This is a genomic window from Martelella sp. AMO21009, from assembly GCF_053484295.1.
The window spans coordinates 87,438-102,651 of sequence record NZ_JBAKFR010000014.1 but is presented as its reverse complement, the minus strand read 5'-3'; the positions used below and the strand labels follow the sequence as shown (position 1 = coordinate 102,651).

General features: G+C 61.3%; 17 protein-coding genes and 3 tRNA genes (1 of these 20 running past the window's edge). 13 read left to right on the top strand and 7 right to left on the bottom strand.

Going from position 1 to position 15,214, the window contains the following annotated elements; genetic code table 11:
- The 3 genes from V6766_RS15780 to V6766_RS15770 all read right to left on the bottom strand — a co-directional run.
- A tRNA-Glu gene (locus tag V6766_RS15780) sits at positions 1 to 54 on the bottom strand (it extends 121 nt beyond the left edge of the window).
- A gap of 115 nt (positions 55 to 169) precedes the next feature.
- A tRNA-Glu gene (locus V6766_RS15775) sits at positions 170 to 244 on the bottom strand.
- Positions 245 to 411: 167 nt separating this feature from the next.
- Positions 412 to 852, bottom strand: a complete 441-nt coding sequence (locus tag V6766_RS15770; RefSeq protein WP_448428644.1) for a VOC family protein — start codon at positions 850 to 852, stop codon at positions 412 to 414.
- 161 nt (positions 853 to 1,013) lie between these two features.
- Here V6766_RS15770 and V6766_RS15765 point away from each other — a divergent pair, with 161 nt between their 5' ends.
- The 3 genes from V6766_RS15765 to V6766_RS15755 all read left to right on the top strand — a co-directional run bounded on the left by V6766_RS15765 (position 1,014) and on the right by V6766_RS15755 (position 2,357).
- Complete coding sequence (locus V6766_RS15765) at positions 1,014 to 1,592, top strand: cold-shock protein (RefSeq protein ID WP_448468012.1); 579 nt, start codon at positions 1,014 to 1,016, stop codon at positions 1,590 to 1,592.
- A 155-nt stretch (positions 1,593 to 1,747) separates the two neighbouring features.
- Positions 1,748 to 2,218: a DUF192 domain-containing protein gene (locus tag V6766_RS15760; protein ID WP_448468010.1), complete on the top strand. Its 471-nt coding sequence runs from the start codon at positions 1,748 to 1,750 to the stop codon at positions 2,216 to 2,218.
- Between the two features lie 62 nt (positions 2,219 to 2,280).
- A tRNA-Pro gene (locus V6766_RS15755) sits at positions 2,281 to 2,357 on the top strand.
- Between the two features lie 71 nt (positions 2,358 to 2,428).
- On the opposite strand, the gene V6766_RS15750 is transcribed toward V6766_RS15755, so the two are convergent.
- The 3 genes from V6766_RS15750 to V6766_RS15740 all read right to left on the bottom strand — a co-directional run bounded on the left by V6766_RS15750 (position 2,429) and on the right by V6766_RS15740 (position 6,182).
- Positions 2,429 to 2,932 (bottom strand): GNAT family N-acetyltransferase, encoded by a 504-nt coding sequence (locus V6766_RS15750; protein ID WP_448428648.1) that lies wholly within the window; start codon positions 2,930 to 2,932, stop codon positions 2,429 to 2,431.
- Positions 2,933 to 2,997: 65 nt separating this feature from the next.
- Positions 2,998 to 3,984: a UDP-N-acetylmuramate dehydrogenase gene (gene murB / locus V6766_RS15745; protein ID WP_448468008.1), complete on the bottom strand. Its 987-nt coding sequence runs from the start codon at positions 3,982 to 3,984 to the stop codon at positions 2,998 to 3,000.
- A gap of 134 nt (positions 3,985 to 4,118) precedes the next feature.
- Positions 4,119 to 6,182, bottom strand: a complete 2,064-nt coding sequence (locus V6766_RS15740) for a transglycosylase SLT domain-containing protein (protein ID WP_448468006.1) — start codon at positions 6,180 to 6,182, stop codon at positions 4,119 to 4,121.
- A 198-nt stretch (positions 6,183 to 6,380) separates the two neighbouring features.
- On the opposite strand from V6766_RS15740, the gene dapA reads away from it, so the two are divergent.
- Positions 6,381 to 7,262 (top strand): 4-hydroxy-tetrahydrodipicolinate synthase, encoded by an 882-nt coding sequence (gene dapA, locus V6766_RS15735; protein ID WP_448468004.1) that lies wholly within the window; start codon positions 6,381 to 6,383, stop codon positions 7,260 to 7,262.
- A 34-nt stretch (positions 7,263 to 7,296) separates the two neighbouring features.
- Entirely contained in the window at positions 7,297 to 7,776 is a 480-nt protein-coding gene (smpB, locus tag V6766_RS15730) for an SsrA-binding protein SmpB (RefSeq protein ID WP_230720559.1), read from the top strand.
- A 38-nt stretch (positions 7,777 to 7,814) separates the two neighbouring features.
- Here smpB and V6766_RS15725 read toward each other — a convergent pair whose 3' ends face one another.
- Complete coding sequence (locus V6766_RS15725; protein WP_448468002.1) at positions 7,815 to 8,393, bottom strand: LabA-like NYN domain-containing protein; 579 nt, start codon at positions 8,391 to 8,393, stop codon at positions 7,815 to 7,817.
- A gap of 285 nt (positions 8,394 to 8,678) precedes the next feature.
- Here V6766_RS15725 and rpoZ point away from each other — a divergent pair, with 285 nt between their 5' ends.
- From rpoZ to era, 8 genes are all read left to right on the top strand, one after another.
- Positions 8,679 to 9,080 (top strand): DNA-directed RNA polymerase subunit omega, encoded by a 402-nt coding sequence (rpoZ, locus tag V6766_RS15720; protein ID WP_448468000.1) that lies wholly within the window; start codon positions 8,679 to 8,681, stop codon positions 9,078 to 9,080.
- Between the two features lie 92 nt (positions 9,081 to 9,172).
- The gene (locus V6766_RS15715) at positions 9,173 to 11,359 is read left to right on the top strand and encodes a RelA/SpoT family protein (RefSeq protein ID WP_448467999.1); all 2,187 of its coding nucleotides are present in this window, start codon (positions 9,173 to 9,175) and stop codon (positions 11,357 to 11,359) included.
- Positions 11,360 to 11,458: 99 nt separating this feature from the next.
- Positions 11,459 to 11,644, top strand: coding sequence for a hypothetical protein (locus tag V6766_RS15710; protein ID WP_448467997.1), 186 nt, complete (start codon positions 11,459 to 11,461; stop codon positions 11,642 to 11,644).
- A 49-nt stretch (positions 11,645 to 11,693) separates the two neighbouring features.
- Positions 11,694 to 12,275 (top strand): DUF2062 domain-containing protein, encoded by a 582-nt coding sequence (locus V6766_RS15705; protein ID WP_448467995.1) that lies wholly within the window; start codon positions 11,694 to 11,696, stop codon positions 12,273 to 12,275.
- Between the two features lie 19 nt (positions 12,276 to 12,294).
- Positions 12,295 to 12,708, top strand: coding sequence for a holo-ACP synthase (gene acpS, locus V6766_RS15700; protein ID WP_448467993.1), 414 nt, complete (start codon positions 12,295 to 12,297; stop codon positions 12,706 to 12,708).
- A gap of 69 nt (positions 12,709 to 12,777) precedes the next feature.
- Positions 12,778 to 13,524, top strand: coding sequence for a signal peptidase I (gene lepB / locus V6766_RS15695; RefSeq protein ID WP_448467991.1), 747 nt, complete (start codon positions 12,778 to 12,780; stop codon positions 13,522 to 13,524).
- A complete protein-coding gene (rnc, locus tag V6766_RS15690; RefSeq protein ID WP_448467989.1) occupies positions 13,525 to 14,226 on the top strand; it encodes a ribonuclease III in 702 nt (233 codons plus the stop codon).
- 62 nt (positions 14,227 to 14,288) lie between these two features.
- The gene (era, locus tag V6766_RS15685) at positions 14,289 to 15,212 is read left to right on the top strand and encodes a GTPase Era (RefSeq protein ID WP_448467987.1); all 924 of its coding nucleotides are present in this window, start codon (positions 14,289 to 14,291) and stop codon (positions 15,210 to 15,212) included.
- The last annotated feature ends 2 nt before the right edge of the window (positions 15,213 to 15,214 follow it).

Sequence of the window (15,214 nt, the reverse complement as noted above, 5' to 3'; positions counted from 1 at the left end):
AACCCCTCTTTCCAGAATGAAAATCTGGCGTCCTAACCGATAGACGAAGGGCGCACATTTCAAAAACGGCGGTCACCGCAAAGCCGGAACCGCCGCCGCAGCAAACATCATTCTCGGAGATTTATCTCCGGATACATCCCGCAAAAGGCCAAAGACCTCTCGCAAAGGATGGCACGCCCTAGGGGAATCGAACCCCTCTTTCCAGAATGAAAATCTGGCGTCCTAACCGATAGACGAAGGGCGCATGCGGTTGCTGGGCGCCCTTATAATCAGGCAGATGAAATGCCGCAAGCGCAAATCAGCGAATTCTTCAAAAAAATGACACAAGAGAGGCGCCGGTCGCGGCGCCTCAATAAGTATTTGTTTTTTCCGCCTAAAATCCGTGCGCGCACGGTCGGCGGAAAATCGGGCTTACCAGCTTCCGGTGTTCTGCATCGAAGCCCAGGGTTCCTGCGGCGGCAGCGCATCGCCTTCCTGCAGGATTTCAACCGAAATGCCGTCGGGCGAGCGCACGAACGCCATATGGCCGTCGCGCGGCGGGCGGTTGATGGTGACGCCGCCATCCGCCATCTTCTGGCAGAAATCGTAGATATTCTCGACCCGATAGGCGAGGTGGCCGAAATTGCGGCCGCCGGAATATTCCTCCGGATCCCAGTTATAGGTCAGCTCCAGCTTCGGCACGTGGTCGTTGTCGCCCTTTTCGAGATCGGCGGGCGCGGCGAGGAAAATCAGGGTGAACCGGCCCTTTTCGTTCTCGATCCGGCGGACTTCCTTCAGCCCCATCAACTCGCAGTAGAAGCGCAGCGAGGCGTCGATATCCGTTATGCGGACCATGGTGTGGAGATAATGCATAGGTCACTTTCCTGTGGGCTAGTCTGAAAATTTCTGCGGCGTTGACCCGCAATTCCCGATTTCATGCGTTTGGGTATTGCAGGAATCAGATGGATGAATGTTATTCTTGCATGAAGAATCAGTTAATTCGCGGCCTGGGTTTTTCAAGAAGCGGGGGCAACATGGCCGAGAGGTCTCAAGCGGGAAGATATTCTGCCGCAGAGGATGCGGGCCTCGAAGCCGGCGAACTGCTCGAGGTGACCGGCTTCGTGAAATGGTTCGATGTCGGCAAGGGTTTTGGTTTCGTTGTGCCGGATAACGGCATGGACGATATTCTCCTCCACATCACCTGCCTGCGCAAGGACGGCTACCAGACCATACTGGAAGGCACCCGCGTCGTGGCGCTGGTGCAAAAGCGCGAGCGCGGCTATCAGGCGTTCCGCATCCTGTCCATGGACCAGTCCACCGCCGTTCATCCCTCGCAGATGCCGCCGGTGAAAACCCATGTCCATGTCGAGGCGACCAGCGGGCTGGAGCGGGTGATCGTCAAATGGTTCAACCGCGAAAAGGGCTTCGGCTTCCTGACGCGCGGCGAGGGCACAGAGGACATCTTCATCCACATGGAGACGCTGCGCCGCTACGGCCTGACCGAGCTGGTTCAGGGCCAGAGCGTGCTGGTGCGATTCGGCGACGGACCGAAGGGCCTGATGGCTGCCGAGGTTCATCCCGACATTCCGAATCCGATGCACCGCACCAACTGAGGCGCCGCGCGCTCTTCCGCGTTGGGTCCGGCCTTTCGACGCTTCCACAGCTTCCGGCTCCACCTCAGGGCGGCGTATCCACATTGAGTTTTGCGCCGACGCCCCATAAGGTCGGCCACGGCGGCGAGACCGCCAGGCTTCGAGGCGAGGATCCCATGAAACGCACATTCGGCAATTGGAAAATGCTGGCGGCCGCCTTCCTGCTGCTGTTCGGCGGGCTTGCCGTGGCCCAGACCGAGATCACCTTCGAAACCTCGCAACTGACGCTTCATACTGCAACCGGCGACCACGAGATCGTCGTCGAACTCGCCGATACCGAACAGCAGCGCCAGCGGGGCCTGATGTACCGCACCGAGCTCGCCCCCGATCACGGCATGATCTTCGACCTCGGCCCGCCGCGCACGGCCTCGATGTGGATGGCGAACACGCTGATCCCGCTCGACATGGTGTTCATTCGCACGGATGGCTCGGTAGCCGGCTTCTACGAACAGGCCGAGCCCGGCTCCAAACGCGTGATCGCCTCGCGCGAGCCGGTGAAATACGTGCTCGAGCTCGCCGGCGGTCAGGCGCAGGCCTACGGGTTGAAGCCCGGCGACACCGTCACCGGCCCGGCGCTCAAGCAATAACGCCGCTTCGCCTCTTTAAGTATTGCGATCGGCCCGCGAACCGTGTATCCGACCCGCATCGGCGGAGTGTAGCGCAGCCTGGTAGCGCATCTGGTTTGGGACCAGAGGGTCGGGAGTTCGAATCTCTCCACTCCGACCATTTTCCCGTACTGAAATCGCTAGAGATACTGATTTCATTGGGTTTGTGCGCGAATAACTCTTGTTTCCATTTTATCGCTGGTATCGATAGACGATGTCCGCAGGATCAGGCGCCTTGGCATGTTCATCCAACACGCCACCCAGCCGCTTCGCGATGGCGATCGATCGCACATTTTCCGGCGCGAAATAACTGACCAGCGTCTCCAGTTTGCGCACGCCGAAAGCCCATTGGCGCAATGCCATAGCTGCCTCTGTGGCGTAGCCGTGGCCTTCGAACCCGTCGAATAGGAACCAGCCCAGCTCATCCTCGGTAAACAGCGGGCCGCTATTGATGCTGACCATACCGATAGCCTGCCCGGTCCCGGCCAATTCCACCATCAACCCGCCGTGACCGAACATGCCCCAGGATCCGATGCAATGGCAGAACATGCCCCAGGTCTCGCGATCATCGAGAGGTCCGCCCATGTAAACCGCACGCTCGGACTGCATTATGGCGGCGTAATCTTGGTAGTCAGAAAAACGCGGTGGCCGCAGGCACAAACGATGGGTCTCCAGAGTTGGAGCGGTCTCGGTCAATTGGCTCTCCTGTGATATCGATTAAGTCGTTGTCCTGAATAAAGGCATCTCCGGACCGCCATCCTTCAAAACGCGATCGGTTCCTGCACCAGTTCCACGCCGAAGCGCGTCCGGACCTTGTCACGGATATGGTCGGCCAGGGCGGCGATGTCGGTGCTTGTGGCGCCGCCGTGGTTGACGAGGACGAGGGCGTGGCGGGCGTAGGTGCCGGCGGGGCCGAGACGGAAGCCCTTGAGGCCGCATTGCTCGATCAGCCAGCCGGCGGAGAGCTTTACCGTGCCGTCGGGCTGGGGATAGCGCGGCGCGCCTTCGATTTTTGCGGCCTTTTGCGCGCTGACGACCGGATTGTGGAAGAATGAGCCGGCATTGCCCAGCGTTCGCCAGTCCGGAAGCTTGGAGGCGCGCAGCGCGACGACGTGGTCCAGCACCTCCTGGGCGGAGGCCTGCTCGGGCAACAGGTCGAGACCGGCGTAATCGCGTTTCGGTTTCCAGGCGCGGGGCAGGGCGAGCGTGACCGACAGGATGACATGGCGGCCGGGCTCGGCCTTGAAATGGCTCTGGCGATAGGCAAAGCGGCAGGCTGCGGCATCGAAGCTGCGAACAACGCCGTCCTTGAGATCATAGGCCTCGAGCGACAGGAAAAAATCGGAGAGTTGCGCGCCATAGGCGCCGATATTCTGGATCGGCGCGGCGCCGACCGTGCCGGGAATGCCGGCGAGATTTTCCAGTCCCGGAATGCCTTGCGCGACGGTCCAGGACACGAAATCGTGCCAGTTTTCGCCGGCCCCTGCGGTGACGATGGTTTCGTTCTCCGTCCGGCGCACGACCTGCCGGCCGCCGATCCGCATCAGCGCGACGATGGCCTCAAGCCGCTCATCCAGAACCACATTGCTGCCGCCGCCGAGAATGCGCAGCGGCAGGCCCGAGACCGCGCTTTCGCGGGCAAGCGCGGGCAGTATGGCGGGATCATCGACGATCACGGCCCGGCGCGCCGCGGATTTCAGGCCGAACGTGTTGCTGCCGGTCAAGTCGAAATCGGAAATTATGTCCATCGGAGCGGTTCACCTTTTGGCGTCCGGCCGGACCGGCGGGCGCTGATGGTCGGTCAGATAGCCGAAAGCGCCGGCGCGGCGCAAGGCCGGCCGACGCTCACGGGGGGCAATCGTTTTCGACCGGCGCTCCGCTCTCAGGTCCGCCCGTAGATCAGGTCGCGGGCGATATCGGTCGGCTGGCCGAGGCGTGCCTTGTAGATCTCGTAGTTTTCCATCACCCGCTGCACGTAATTCCGGGTTTCCGGATAGGGGATCGATTCGATCCAGTCGATCACGAAATCGAGGTTCTTGCCGCGCGGATCGCCGAAGCGCTCGATCCACTGCGGAACGCGCGCTGGTCCGGCATTATAGGCGATGAAGGTCAGGATATAGGAGCCGCCGAACCGGTCGATCTGCTCGCCGAGATAATGCGCGCCAAGCGTTGCGTTATAGGCGGGATCGCTGGTCAGCCGGCTTGCCGAATAGGAAAGGCCGTGCCGGCTCGCCACGCGCTGCGCGGTGGTCGGCAGAAGCTGCAGGAGTCCGCGCGCATTGGCCGGCGAGACCGCGCCGGGGTTGAATTCGGTTTCCTGCCGGGCGATCGCATAGGCGAGCGCCATGCCGGAGCCGGAAATATTGGCGTTTGTCGGGATCACGCCGATCGGGAAGGCGAGTGCTGCGACATCCAGCCCGCGGCCATAGGCGATCTTGCCGATCTGGAGCGACAGCATGTGGCTGCGGTCCTTTTCCGCCTGATAGGCGAGCAGCGCCAGCTCCCCGGGGCTGGTAAGCTGATAGGCAAGCGCGCGATAGAGCGAATCGGCGCGCCAGCCATGGCCGACCGATTCGAGCCGGTCGATCGCCTGGACGGCGGGATTGCGCTGGTAGTTTGTGCGATCGCTCGCCGTCGGGCTCGGATAGGGCGCATCGAGCCGCGTCTGGCCGAGCTTCTGCAGCGCAAGCTGACCGTAGAAGGTGGTCTCGTACTGGCCCGCCTTGCGGTAGAAATCGCGCGCGTTGCCGGGGCCACCCGCTTCCGCGGCGCGGCCCTGCCAGTAATAGGAGCGCGATGCCGAGATCGGCGTCGTTGAAATCGCGACGATGTCGGCGAAATGCTTCGAGGCGGTGCGACCGTCATTCAGGCCCCGCAGCGCAATCCAGCCGGCGTGGAAGGCGGCGTCGAGCCGGTCGAGACGATCCTCCGGCATGGCGGCGGCGACCACCTGGTAGGCTTCGCGCGGATGGCCGTCCTCATAGAACTGCCGGCCGATGATGCGGCTTTCGTCCCACCACTGGTCGGGGTTGACGAGCGCTGCCTGATTGCGCGGCATCTTCTTCAAAAGCGCGGCGGCGGTGTCATACTGGTTGGTCTGACGGGCGTTACGGATCTGTATGTAGAGGAAGGCCGGATCGCTGCGCCATGACGAATGCACGGCGTTGATCAGGCTGCCGGCATTGTCCTGTCGGCGAATGACGGCGGCCCAGGCATTGTAGAAGGACTGCGCATTGCCAAGCTCGGAGAACCGCTTGGCCTGGGTCGCGCGGTCGCGGTAAAGCAGGTAGATCATCCGGTTCTTGTGGTCGGTCTGGCTGAGGATCGAACCGAACTCGTTGAGGATCTGGTTTTCCGAACTGGTGTCGAGCGCCCATCCGGTCCAGGCCCGATTGATGATGGCATGCGCCTTCTGCTTCTGCCCGGTCGCCATATAGGCGCGCGCAAGCAGGATCGTGCCGTCCGAAGTCTCGGGCAGCGTGTTGCCGAAGGCGGCCAGCACATTGTTGGGCGAAGGGTTTTCGCGCGCGAAGGCCCGTTCGGAATTGGCGCGCAGCGAGGAGAGTCCCGGCCAGCCGCGAAGCTCCTGCTGGGCCTCGGCGATTTCGGAGGAGGGGACGCCGGGCTCGCCGGAAACGGCGATCGCCCAGCTCAGAATCTGGTGATCCAGGCTGTTGTCGGGCAGCCGGGCCCGTGCCTGCATCGCGCCGGGCACATTGCTGTCCTTCAACGCGTCGAGACCCTGTTTCAGCACCGTGCTCGAAGTCGGATTGGCGATCGGCTGGCTGATCGCGCCCGTCACCTCAAGTGAGGGCGGAAACGCCGAGCGATCCGGGCGGGCATAGGGAATGGGCGCTGCCGAGGGAAATTCCTGTGCGGCGAGAGGAATCATCTCCGCTGCCGTCATCACGGCGGCGAGCGAAAGCATGGATAGTGTTTTCTTCATTCGATCATCCAGGGGTCGAATTCAGTCGGGCTCCGTCAATCTCGTTTATCGCGGTTAATATCGCCTTAAGCTATCACATAATCGAGCGGTTTGCTCCACCGAATGCTAATGCTTGCAGTACCTGATGTCCGGCATTATGGTGCGCGCGATTAACAACAAGAATGCGGCTTTAGAACGAAGGCCGTCAGGAGAATCTGCATGTTCAAGGGGTCCATACCCGCCCTTGTTACGCCCTTTACAGCCGACGGCGCGGTCGACGAGCAGGCATTCGCCGCGCATGTCGACTGGCAGATCGGCGAGGGCAGCCATGGCGTGTCGCCCGTCGGCACCACCGGCGAAAGCCCGACGCTGAGCCATGACGAGCACAAGCGGGTGGTCGACCTCTGCGTGGAAGTGGTCGCGGGCCGGGTTCCGGTGATCGCCGGCGCCGGCTCCAACAATACCCGCGAGGCGATCGAACTGGCGCTCCATGCGGAAAAGGCCGGCGCCGATGCACTGCTGGTGGTCACGCCCTATTACAACAAGCCGACCCAGAAGGGGCTTTTCGCGCATTTCTCGGCGATCGCCGAGGCCACGAAGCTGCCGATCTTCATCTACAACATCCCCCCGCGCTCGGTCATCGACCTGATGCCGGAGACGATGGGCGCGCTGGTGAAGGCGCATTCCAATATCGTCGGCGTCAAGGATGCCACGGCCAAGCTCGATCGGGTTTCCGAGCAGCGCATGACCTGCGGCAAGGATTTCATCCAGCTTTCGGGCGAGGATGCCACGGCGCTCGGCTTTGCCGCTCAGGGCGGCGTCGGCGCAATCTCCGTCACCGCCAATGTCGCGCCGAAGCTTTGCGCAGAATTCCAGAACGCTCTGCTTGCCGGCGATTTCGCCAGGGCGCTGGAATACCAGGACCGACTCATGCCGCTCCACCGGGCGCTGTTTCTTGAACCGGGCGTTTGCGGCACTAAATACGCGCTGAACCGGATCGGCCGGATGGACGGCGCGGTCCGTCTGCCGCTGACGCCGGTGGATGACAGAACTGCCGCCGAAATCGACGCGGCGCTGAAACATGCCGGATTGCTGAACTGATCGCGTCCGGCCGATAGCAGACTGGAAGACTTTCATGGCTCCGAAGGGCAGCAAGGGTGGTCGGCTCAATATCGTGGCCGAAAACCGCAAGGCACGGTTCAACTACGAAATCCTCGACACGCTCGAGGCGGGCCTCGTGCTGACCGGAACCGAGGTCAAGTCGCTGCGCGAGGGCAAGGCCAATATCGCCGAATCCTATGCCTCCGACGAGGATGGCGAAATGTGGCTGATCAATTCCTATCTGCCGGAATATCTGCAGGGCAACCGCTTCAATCACGAGCCGCGCCGCCGCCGCAAGCTGCTCCTGGGCAAGCGGGAAATTCATCGCCTGCGCTCAGCCGTCAACCGCGACGGCATGACGCTGATCCCGCTGAAGCTCTATTTCAACGATCGCGGAAGGGCCAAGCTCGAGCTTGCACTCGGCAAGGGCAAGAAGCTGCACGACAAGCGCGAAACCGCCAAGAAGCGCGACTGGAACCGCGAAAAGAGCAGGCTTCTCAAGAACCTCGGCTGACGGGAACGGCGATTGCCGCCTTTGCGCGGCCCGCCACTTCAGTCCTCGAAGTCTGAACTCACCACTTCCGGCGCGCGCTGGGGCCGTTCCGACGGTTCGCGTCCGATGTCCTGCTTCAGCGAAACCAGATCGATGAAGTGGTCGGCCTGCCGGCGCAGATCGTCGGCAATCATCGGCGGCTGGGTCGCCATGGTGGAGACCACCGAAACCTTGCGGCCCTTGCGCTGCAGCGCTTCCACCAGCGTGGTGAAATCGCCGTCACCGGAAAAGATCACAAGGTGATCGACCGTCGATGATTGCTCCATCGCGTCGATTGCCAGCTCGATATCCATATTGCCTTTGATCTTCCGCCGACCCATGGAATCGGTGAACTCCTTGGCGGGCTTGGTGACGACCTTGTAGCCGTTGTAATCCAGCCAGTCGATCAGCGGACGGATCGAGGAATATTCCTGGTCTTCGATCAGCGCCGTATAATAATAGGCGCGCAGCAGGTAGGCCTTGCCCTGAAACACCTTCAGCAGTCTGCGATAATCGATGTCGAAACCGAGGCCCTTGGAGGCGGCGTAAAGGTTCGCGCCATCGATGAAGAGCGCAATTTTCTCGCGCGGGTCAAACATAAAACATGTCCTCAAATATAATCTATATTACCGCCGGCTGTTATATGATTGCATCGGCGATATACGGGTAAACGACGAGAGGTCAAAATTGTGCCACAAAGTTTACAATTCGCCTCAGATTTAAGCATCTGTTCAACGGAATTCAACACCAAGTTTTAGGCTGCACAGGTAAAACACGCAACGCGGCAGCGGCGAGGCTCCAAAGGGGTGAATTGCGCCCTTGAATTCCGGGCTCGGCTCCTTTATGAGGTGCCATTCCACAGAAATCTCCTAAAAGGACAGTCAATGGCTCGTGTCACAGTTGAAGACTGTATCGACAAAGTCGACAACCGGTTCGATCTCGTTCTGCTCGCAGGACATCGTGCGCGTCTTATCTCCCAGGGCGCCCAGATCACCGTCGACCGCGACAATGATAAGAATCCGGTCGTGGCCCTTCGCGAGATCGCCGACGAAACCCTTTCGCCCGACGATCTGAAGGAAGACCTGATCCATTCGCTTCAGCGCCACGTCGAGGTCGACGAACCCGAGGCCGACAGCTCGGCCAGCGCTTCGGCCGACGAGGACGCCGCCGAGACCGCGGATCGTCCGGACATGCCGGATGCGATCCCCTTCGACCAGATGTCGGAAGAAGAGCTTCGCTCCGGCATTGAAGGCCTGGTTCCGCCGGAAAAAGGCGACGACTACTGATATTGACGGCTGCGGGCGGACCCCGCGGCCGCTTTCCATTTCAGCGGACTTGAGGTCCGCATTGCGCCCGTAACGGGCCCGGTCACTGAGCCATGATGCGGCAATACGAACTCGTTGAGCGGGTACAGAAATATAAGCCTGACGCCGATATCGCGCTGCTCAACAAGGCCTATGTCTACGCCATGCAGAAGCATGGGCGTCAGAAGCGCGCCAGCGGCGATCCCTACATCTCGCATCCGCTCGAAGTCGCGGCGATCCTGACCGACCTGCACATGGACGAGTCGACGATCGCGGTCGCGCTGCTGCATGACACGATCGAGGATACTTCCGCGACGCGTGACGAGATCGACCAGTTTTTCGGTGATGAGATCGGCGCGCTGGTCGAGGGGCTCACCAAGATCAAGCGGCTCGACCTCGTCTCCCGCAAGGCGCAGCAGGCCGAAAACCTGCGCAAGCTGTTTCTCGCCGTGGCCGATGATGTGCGCGTGCTGCTGGTCAAGCTTGCCGACCGGCTGCACAACATGCGCACGCTCTATTACATGCGCGCCGACAAGCGCCGGCGGATTTCCGAGGAGACGATGGAGATCTATGCGCCGCTCGCCGGTCGCATGGGCATGCAGGACATGCGCGAGGAGCTGGAGGACCTGTCCTTCCAGTATATCAATCCGGAAGCCTATCAGACGATCCACGACAAGCTGCAGGATCTCGCCGGCCAGAACCAGGCCATGGTGAAAAGCATCGAGGACGAGCTCAAGGCTCTCCTGACCGAGCATGGTCTCGTTGACGTGAAGGTGAAGGGCCGGCTGAAGAAGCCGTTTTCGATCTTCAACAAGATGCAGTCGAAATCGCTGTCCTTCGAACAGATGTCGGACCTTTACGGCTTCCGTATCATCGTCGACGAGCTTGAAAGCTGCTACCGGGCGCTCGGCTTCGTGCATACCCGCTGGCGCATGGTGCCGGAACGCTTCAAGGATTACATCTCCAATCCGAAGCAGAACGGCTATCAGTCGCTGCATACCACCATTGTCGGGCCGCTGAGACAGCGCATCGAGCTGCAGATCCGCACCCGCGCGATGCATGATATCGCGGAATACGGCATCGCCGCCCACTCCCTCTACAAGGAAGGCAAGGTTGCCGGCGCGGCGCACGACGAAACCAATGTGTTCTCCTGGTTCCGCAAGACCATCGAGGCGCTGGCCGAAGGCGACAGCCCCGAGGAATTTCTCGAGCACACCAAGCTGGAACTGTTTCAGGACCAGGTGTTCTGCTTCACGCCCAAGGGCCAGTTGATCGCGCTGCCGAAGGACGCGACGCCGATCGATTTCGCCTATGCGGTCCACACCAATATCGGCGATACCTGTGTCGGCGCCAAGGTCAACGGGCGGATGATGCCGCTGGTGACACGGCTCAACAATGGCGATGAGGTGGAGATCATCCGCTCCGGCGTGCAGGTGCCGCCGCCGGCCTGGGAAGGCATCGTCGTCACCGGCAAGGCGCGCGCGGCAATTCGCAGGGCGACGCGGGCTGCGATCCGCAAGCAGTATAGCGGCCTCGGCTATCGGATCCTGGAGCGCACCTTCGCCCGTTCGGGCAAGACCTTCTCGCGCGAGGTGCTGGCCTCGGTGCTGCACCGTCTCGGCCAGAACGATGTCGAGGACGTGATCGCCGCCGTCGGGCGCAACGAGCTCTCCTCCGTCGATGTGCTGAAAGCCGTGTTCCCCGATCACAAGGATGAGCGCGTCACCATCAAGCCAAACGTCGAGGATGGCTGGGTGAGCCTGCCGAAAGGCGAGGGCATGGCGTTTCGCCTGCCGGACGCCGATAGCGAGGCGGGCGTGCCGCTGCGCGGCCTCAACGGCGCGGCAATCGTGCGGTTTTCGCCGTCGGGCGCGGTGCCCGGCGACCGCATCGTCGGCATCACCGAAGATGACGGCAGCATCACGGTCTACCCGATCCAGTCGCCCGGCCTGCAGCAATACGAGGACCAGCCCGATCGTTGGGTCGACATCCGCTGGGATATCGATTCCACCAATGACAAGCGGTTCCGCGCGCGCATTGGCATCAACGTGCTGAACGAGCCCGGCACACTCGCTCGCATCACCTCGACCATCGCCACGCTTGACGTCAATATCCGCTCGATCCGTATGGATGTGATCGCCGAGGATTTCGCCGAGGTCGGCATGGATATGGAGGTCTGGGACCTTCGCCAGTTGACGCAGACGATCAACCAGCTCAAGGCGCTCGATTGCGTGGCGACCGTTAAGCGAGAATTCGTCTGACCGGACCTTCTGATCCATCGTCTTGTTCGGCGCCAAAATGGAACATTATGGTTCGAGTTTGCGTCTAACAGTCATCAACCGACGAAAGGCAGGAACGCCATGTGGGATGGTTTACGCGACTTCTTCAAACGCTTCACGCACCCCAAGGTCAGCGAAAGCGAGGCCGAGGGCGTGAAGCACGTTTTCGACAATATCGACCAGAATTTCGACCCCGGCCGTCCGAAGCCCGAGGATTTGCGGGAGAGCGACGATGAAGAGGTGCGCCGCCGCGTGAAGTCGGACTGAGTCGCCAAAACGCGCTTGCATTCATCCTCCCAGCTGTCAAAACTAGACCATGCTTTTCAAGAGACGTTCTCCGGCAAGTTTTTGGCAGCGATTGCGCGGCGCGGTCTGGCCCAGAAAGGGTTTCTGGCGCGTGCCGGTCTATATCTATCATCGCACCGTGCGGCTGCGCGCCACGCCGCACGCGATCGCCATGGGCATCGCGGCAGGCGTGTTCGTGTCGTGGACGCCGTTCATCGGCCTGCATTTCGTCTCCGCCTTTGCGATCGCCTTCGTTCTTGGCGGCAATCTGTTCGCTTCCGCCCTTGGCACGGCCTTCGGCAATCCGTTGACCTTTCCCTTCATCTGGCTCTCCACCTGGAAATTCGGAAGCTTCATTCTGGGGCGCAGCGCGGAAGGGCGCCAGCATATCGACCTTGTCGATCTGGTGAAGAAGTTCGAGCTTTCCGATCTATGGAAACCGCTGCTGGAGCCGATGATCGTCGGTTCGATCATTCCCGCGCTCGTCTGCGGCGGTCTGTTTTATCTCGCCACCTATTACGCGGTGCAGTCGTTCCAGACCCGCCGCCAGGCGATGATCGCGGCGCGCCAGGCCGAGCTGCAGAACGGCGCCATCAACGGTTCGAAGAATTGAAACCACCGGGAGGAATGCCATGATCGTCGGCCTCGGCAGCGACCTGATCGATATCAGGCGCGTGGAAAAGACCATTGAACGCTTCGGCGAGCGCTTCACCGCGCGCTGCTTCACCGATATCGAACGCGCGAAGTCCGACCGGCGGCGAAACCGCGCCGCCTCCTACGCCAAGCGCTTCGCCGCCAAGGAGGCATGCTCCAAGGCGCTGGGCACCGGCATCGCGCGGGGCGTGTTCTGGAAGGATATGGGCGTGGTCAATCTGCCGGGCGGCAAGCCGACCATGAAGCTCACCGGCGGCGCCGGCATAGCCCTTGCACGCCTGATTCCCGAAGGTCATGAGGCGCGGATCCACATCACGATCACCGATGATTACCCGCTCGCGCAGGCCTTCGTCATCATCGAGGCGGTGGAGGAGAGCGCGAAACCTTCTTAAAAACATTGCCCGTTTTTGGCTAAGGGGCTAAAGCTCATGGCGAAACCGGTGAGCAAAAGGAAGCACTGCGTGTCTGAAAAAGAAGAAAAACAGGAAAGCTCGCTGTGGAGCAATGTGAAGGTCATCGTTCAGGCCTTGCTTCTGGCGGTGGTCATCAAGACCTTCCTGTTTCAGCCTTTCACGATTCCCTCCGGATCGATGATGCCGACGCTTCTGGTCGGCGACTATCTGTTCGTGAACAAGTTTTCCTACGGTTATTCGCGCTATTCCCTCCCGTTCTCGCCGAACCTGTTTTCAGGCCGCATTTTCGGCAGCGATCCCGATCGCGGTGATGTCGTCGTGTTCCGCTATCCGCCAAACCCCGATATCGATTACATCAAGCGCGTGATCGGCCTTCCCGGCGACCGGGTGCAGGTCAGGAACGGTATTCTGTATCTGAACGACGAGCCGGTGCCGCGCACCGCCGACGGCACTTTCACCTCCGATTATCGCCGTGATCCCGGCCGCGATATCCCTGTCTTCCGCGAAACGCTGCCCGATGGCGTGAGCTACGATACGCTGGACGAATTGCGCAACGGTCCGGGCGACAATACCCGCGAGTTCATCGTGCCCGACGGGCATTATTTCATGATGGGCGACAATCGCGACAACTCGCTCGACAGCCGTTTCGATGTCGGTTTCGTGCCGGCGGAAAATCTCATTGGCCGCGCCAGCCTGATCTTCTTCTCGCTCGGCAATGACACCTCCTTCGCCCAGATATGGAAGTGGCCGTTCAACATGCGCTGGGACCGCATGTTCAAGGTTATCGGTGGCTGAATGACGGAAAAGCACGGCGCTGATGTCGACGCATTTGCCAAGCTGATCGGCTTCGATTTCGCCGATCGCAAGCGCCTCGCGCTGGCGCTCACCCATGCCAGCGCGCGCAGCGGCAAGGACGACAATTACGAGCGGCTGGAGTTTCTCGGCGACCGGGTGCTGGGGCTGGTGATCGCCGAGAACCTGTTCCGGCTGTTTCCGGGCGCAAGCGAGGGTGAGCTATCGGTGCGGCTGAACCAGCTTGTCAGCGCCGAGGCCTGCGCGCGGGTTGCCGACGATCTAGGCCTCCACCGGTTCATCAAGACCGGGCAGGACGTGAAGAAGCTCACCGGCAAGCGCGTTTTGTCGATCCGCGCCGATGTCGTCGAAAGCGTGATCGCGGCGCTCTATCTGGAAGGCGGGCTGCAGCCTGCGCGCGATTTCATCGAAACCTGGTGGAAGCCGTTGTTCGCCGATGGCGTGACGCTGCGCCGCGATGCCAAGACGGAACTGCAGGAATGGGCCCATGCCCGCTTCGGCCAGACGCCGGTCTACAAGGTCGAGGACCGTTCCGGTCCCGATCACGAGCCGCGCTTCACCGTGAAGGTCATTGTCGATGGCGTGGCGCCCGAAACCGGCATCGATCGCTCCAAGCGCGCCGCCGAACAGGTTGCGGCGACACGGCTGCTTGAGCGCGAAGGCGTGTGGTCGGCAGAGAGCTGAGCCTGATTTTTTGAATCTGTTATAATGCGGCCGCCACGATGCGGAAAACCGCAGGAGTTGCCATGAGCGAGACTGAAACCATGCCGGAGGGCGCCGACACCCGGTCCGGCTTTGTCGCCCTGATCGGCCCGACCAATGCCGGCAAATCCACGCTGGTGAACCGGCTCGTGGGCGCCAAGGTGACGATTGTCAGCCACAAGGTGCAGACGACGCGCGCCACGCTGCGCGGCATCGCCATCCACGACAGGACGCAGATCGTGTTCATGGACACGCCCGGCATCTTCAAGCCGCGCCGCAGGCTCGATCGCGCCATGGTGATGGCCGCCTGGAGCGGCGCGCGCGACGCCGACCTCATCGTGCTGCTGGTCGACAGCGAGCGCGGCCTGAAGGGCGATGCCGAGGCCATTCTCGAAGGCCTGAAAGAGGTGCGCCATCCGAAGATCTTGGTTCTGAACAAGATCGACCGCGTGCGGCCGGAAGACCTGCTGAAGCTTGCTGCGGCCGCCAATGAGGCGATCGACTTCGAGGAAACCTTCATGATTTCCGCCGCCACCGGTTCGGGCTGCGACGATCTGATGGATTTTCTGGCGAAGCGGCTTCCCCAGGGGCCCTGGTATTATCCCGAAGATCAGATTTCCGATCTGCCGATGCGCCAACTCGCCGCCGAGATCACGCGTGAAAAGCTGTTCCTGCGGCTGCATCAGGAACTGCCCTATTCCTCTCATGTCGAGACCGAAAAATGGGAAGAGCGCAAGGATGGCTCGGTGCGCATCGAACAGGTGATCTATGTCGAGCGCGACAGCCAGAAGAAGATCGCGCTTGGCAAGAACGGCGAAGCGATCAAGGCGATTTCCATGAGCGCACGCAAGGAGTTGTCGGAAATTCTTGATCAGCCGGTTCACCTCTTCCTTTTCGTCAAGGTGCGGGAGAACTGGGGCGACGATCCCGCGCGCTATCGCGAAATCGGGCTCGATTATTCGGACTGATC

Bases quoted from the DNA above. Each gene is read 5' to 3' on its own strand.
- V6766_RS15770 (WP_448428644.1), bottom strand. From the start codon at position 852: ATGCATTATCTCCACACCATGGTCCGCATAACGGATATCGACGCCTCG.
- V6766_RS15765 (WP_448468012.1), top strand. From the start codon at position 1,014: ATGGCCGAGAGGTCTCAAGCGGGAAGATATTCTGCCGCAGAGGATGCG.
- V6766_RS15760 (WP_448468010.1), top strand. From the start codon at position 1,748: ATGAAACGCACATTCGGCAATTGGAAAATGCTGGCGGCCGCCTTCCTG.
- murB (WP_448468008.1), bottom strand. From the start codon at position 3,984: ATGGACATAATTTCCGATTTCGACTTGACCGGCAGCAACACGTTCGGC.
- V6766_RS15740 (WP_448468006.1), bottom strand. From the start codon at position 6,182: ATGAAGAAAACACTATCCATGCTTTCGCTCGCCGCCGTGATGACGGCA.
- dapA (WP_448468004.1), top strand. From the start codon at position 6,381: ATGTTCAAGGGGTCCATACCCGCCCTTGTTACGCCCTTTACAGCCGAC.
- smpB (WP_230720559.1), top strand. From the start codon at position 7,297: ATGGCTCCGAAGGGCAGCAAGGGTGGTCGGCTCAATATCGTGGCCGAA.
- V6766_RS15725 (WP_448468002.1), bottom strand. From the start codon at position 8,393: ATGTTTGACCCGCGCGAGAAAATTGCGCTCTTCATCGATGGCGCGAAC.
- rpoZ (WP_448468000.1), top strand. From the start codon at position 8,679: ATGGCTCGTGTCACAGTTGAAGACTGTATCGACAAAGTCGACAACCGG.
- V6766_RS15715 (WP_448467999.1), top strand. From the start codon at position 9,173: ATGATGCGGCAATACGAACTCGTTGAGCGGGTACAGAAATATAAGCCT.
- V6766_RS15710 (WP_448467997.1), top strand. From the start codon at position 11,459: ATGTGGGATGGTTTACGCGACTTCTTCAAACGCTTCACGCACCCCAAG.
- V6766_RS15705 (WP_448467995.1), top strand. From the start codon at position 11,694: ATGCTTTTCAAGAGACGTTCTCCGGCAAGTTTTTGGCAGCGATTGCGC.
- acpS (WP_448467993.1), top strand. From the start codon at position 12,295: ATGATCGTCGGCCTCGGCAGCGACCTGATCGATATCAGGCGCGTGGAA.
- rnc (WP_448467989.1), top strand. From the start codon at position 13,525: ATGACGGAAAAGCACGGCGCTGATGTCGACGCATTTGCCAAGCTGATC.
- era (WP_448467987.1), top strand. From the start codon at position 14,289: ATGAGCGAGACTGAAACCATGCCGGAGGGCGCCGACACCCGGTCCGGC.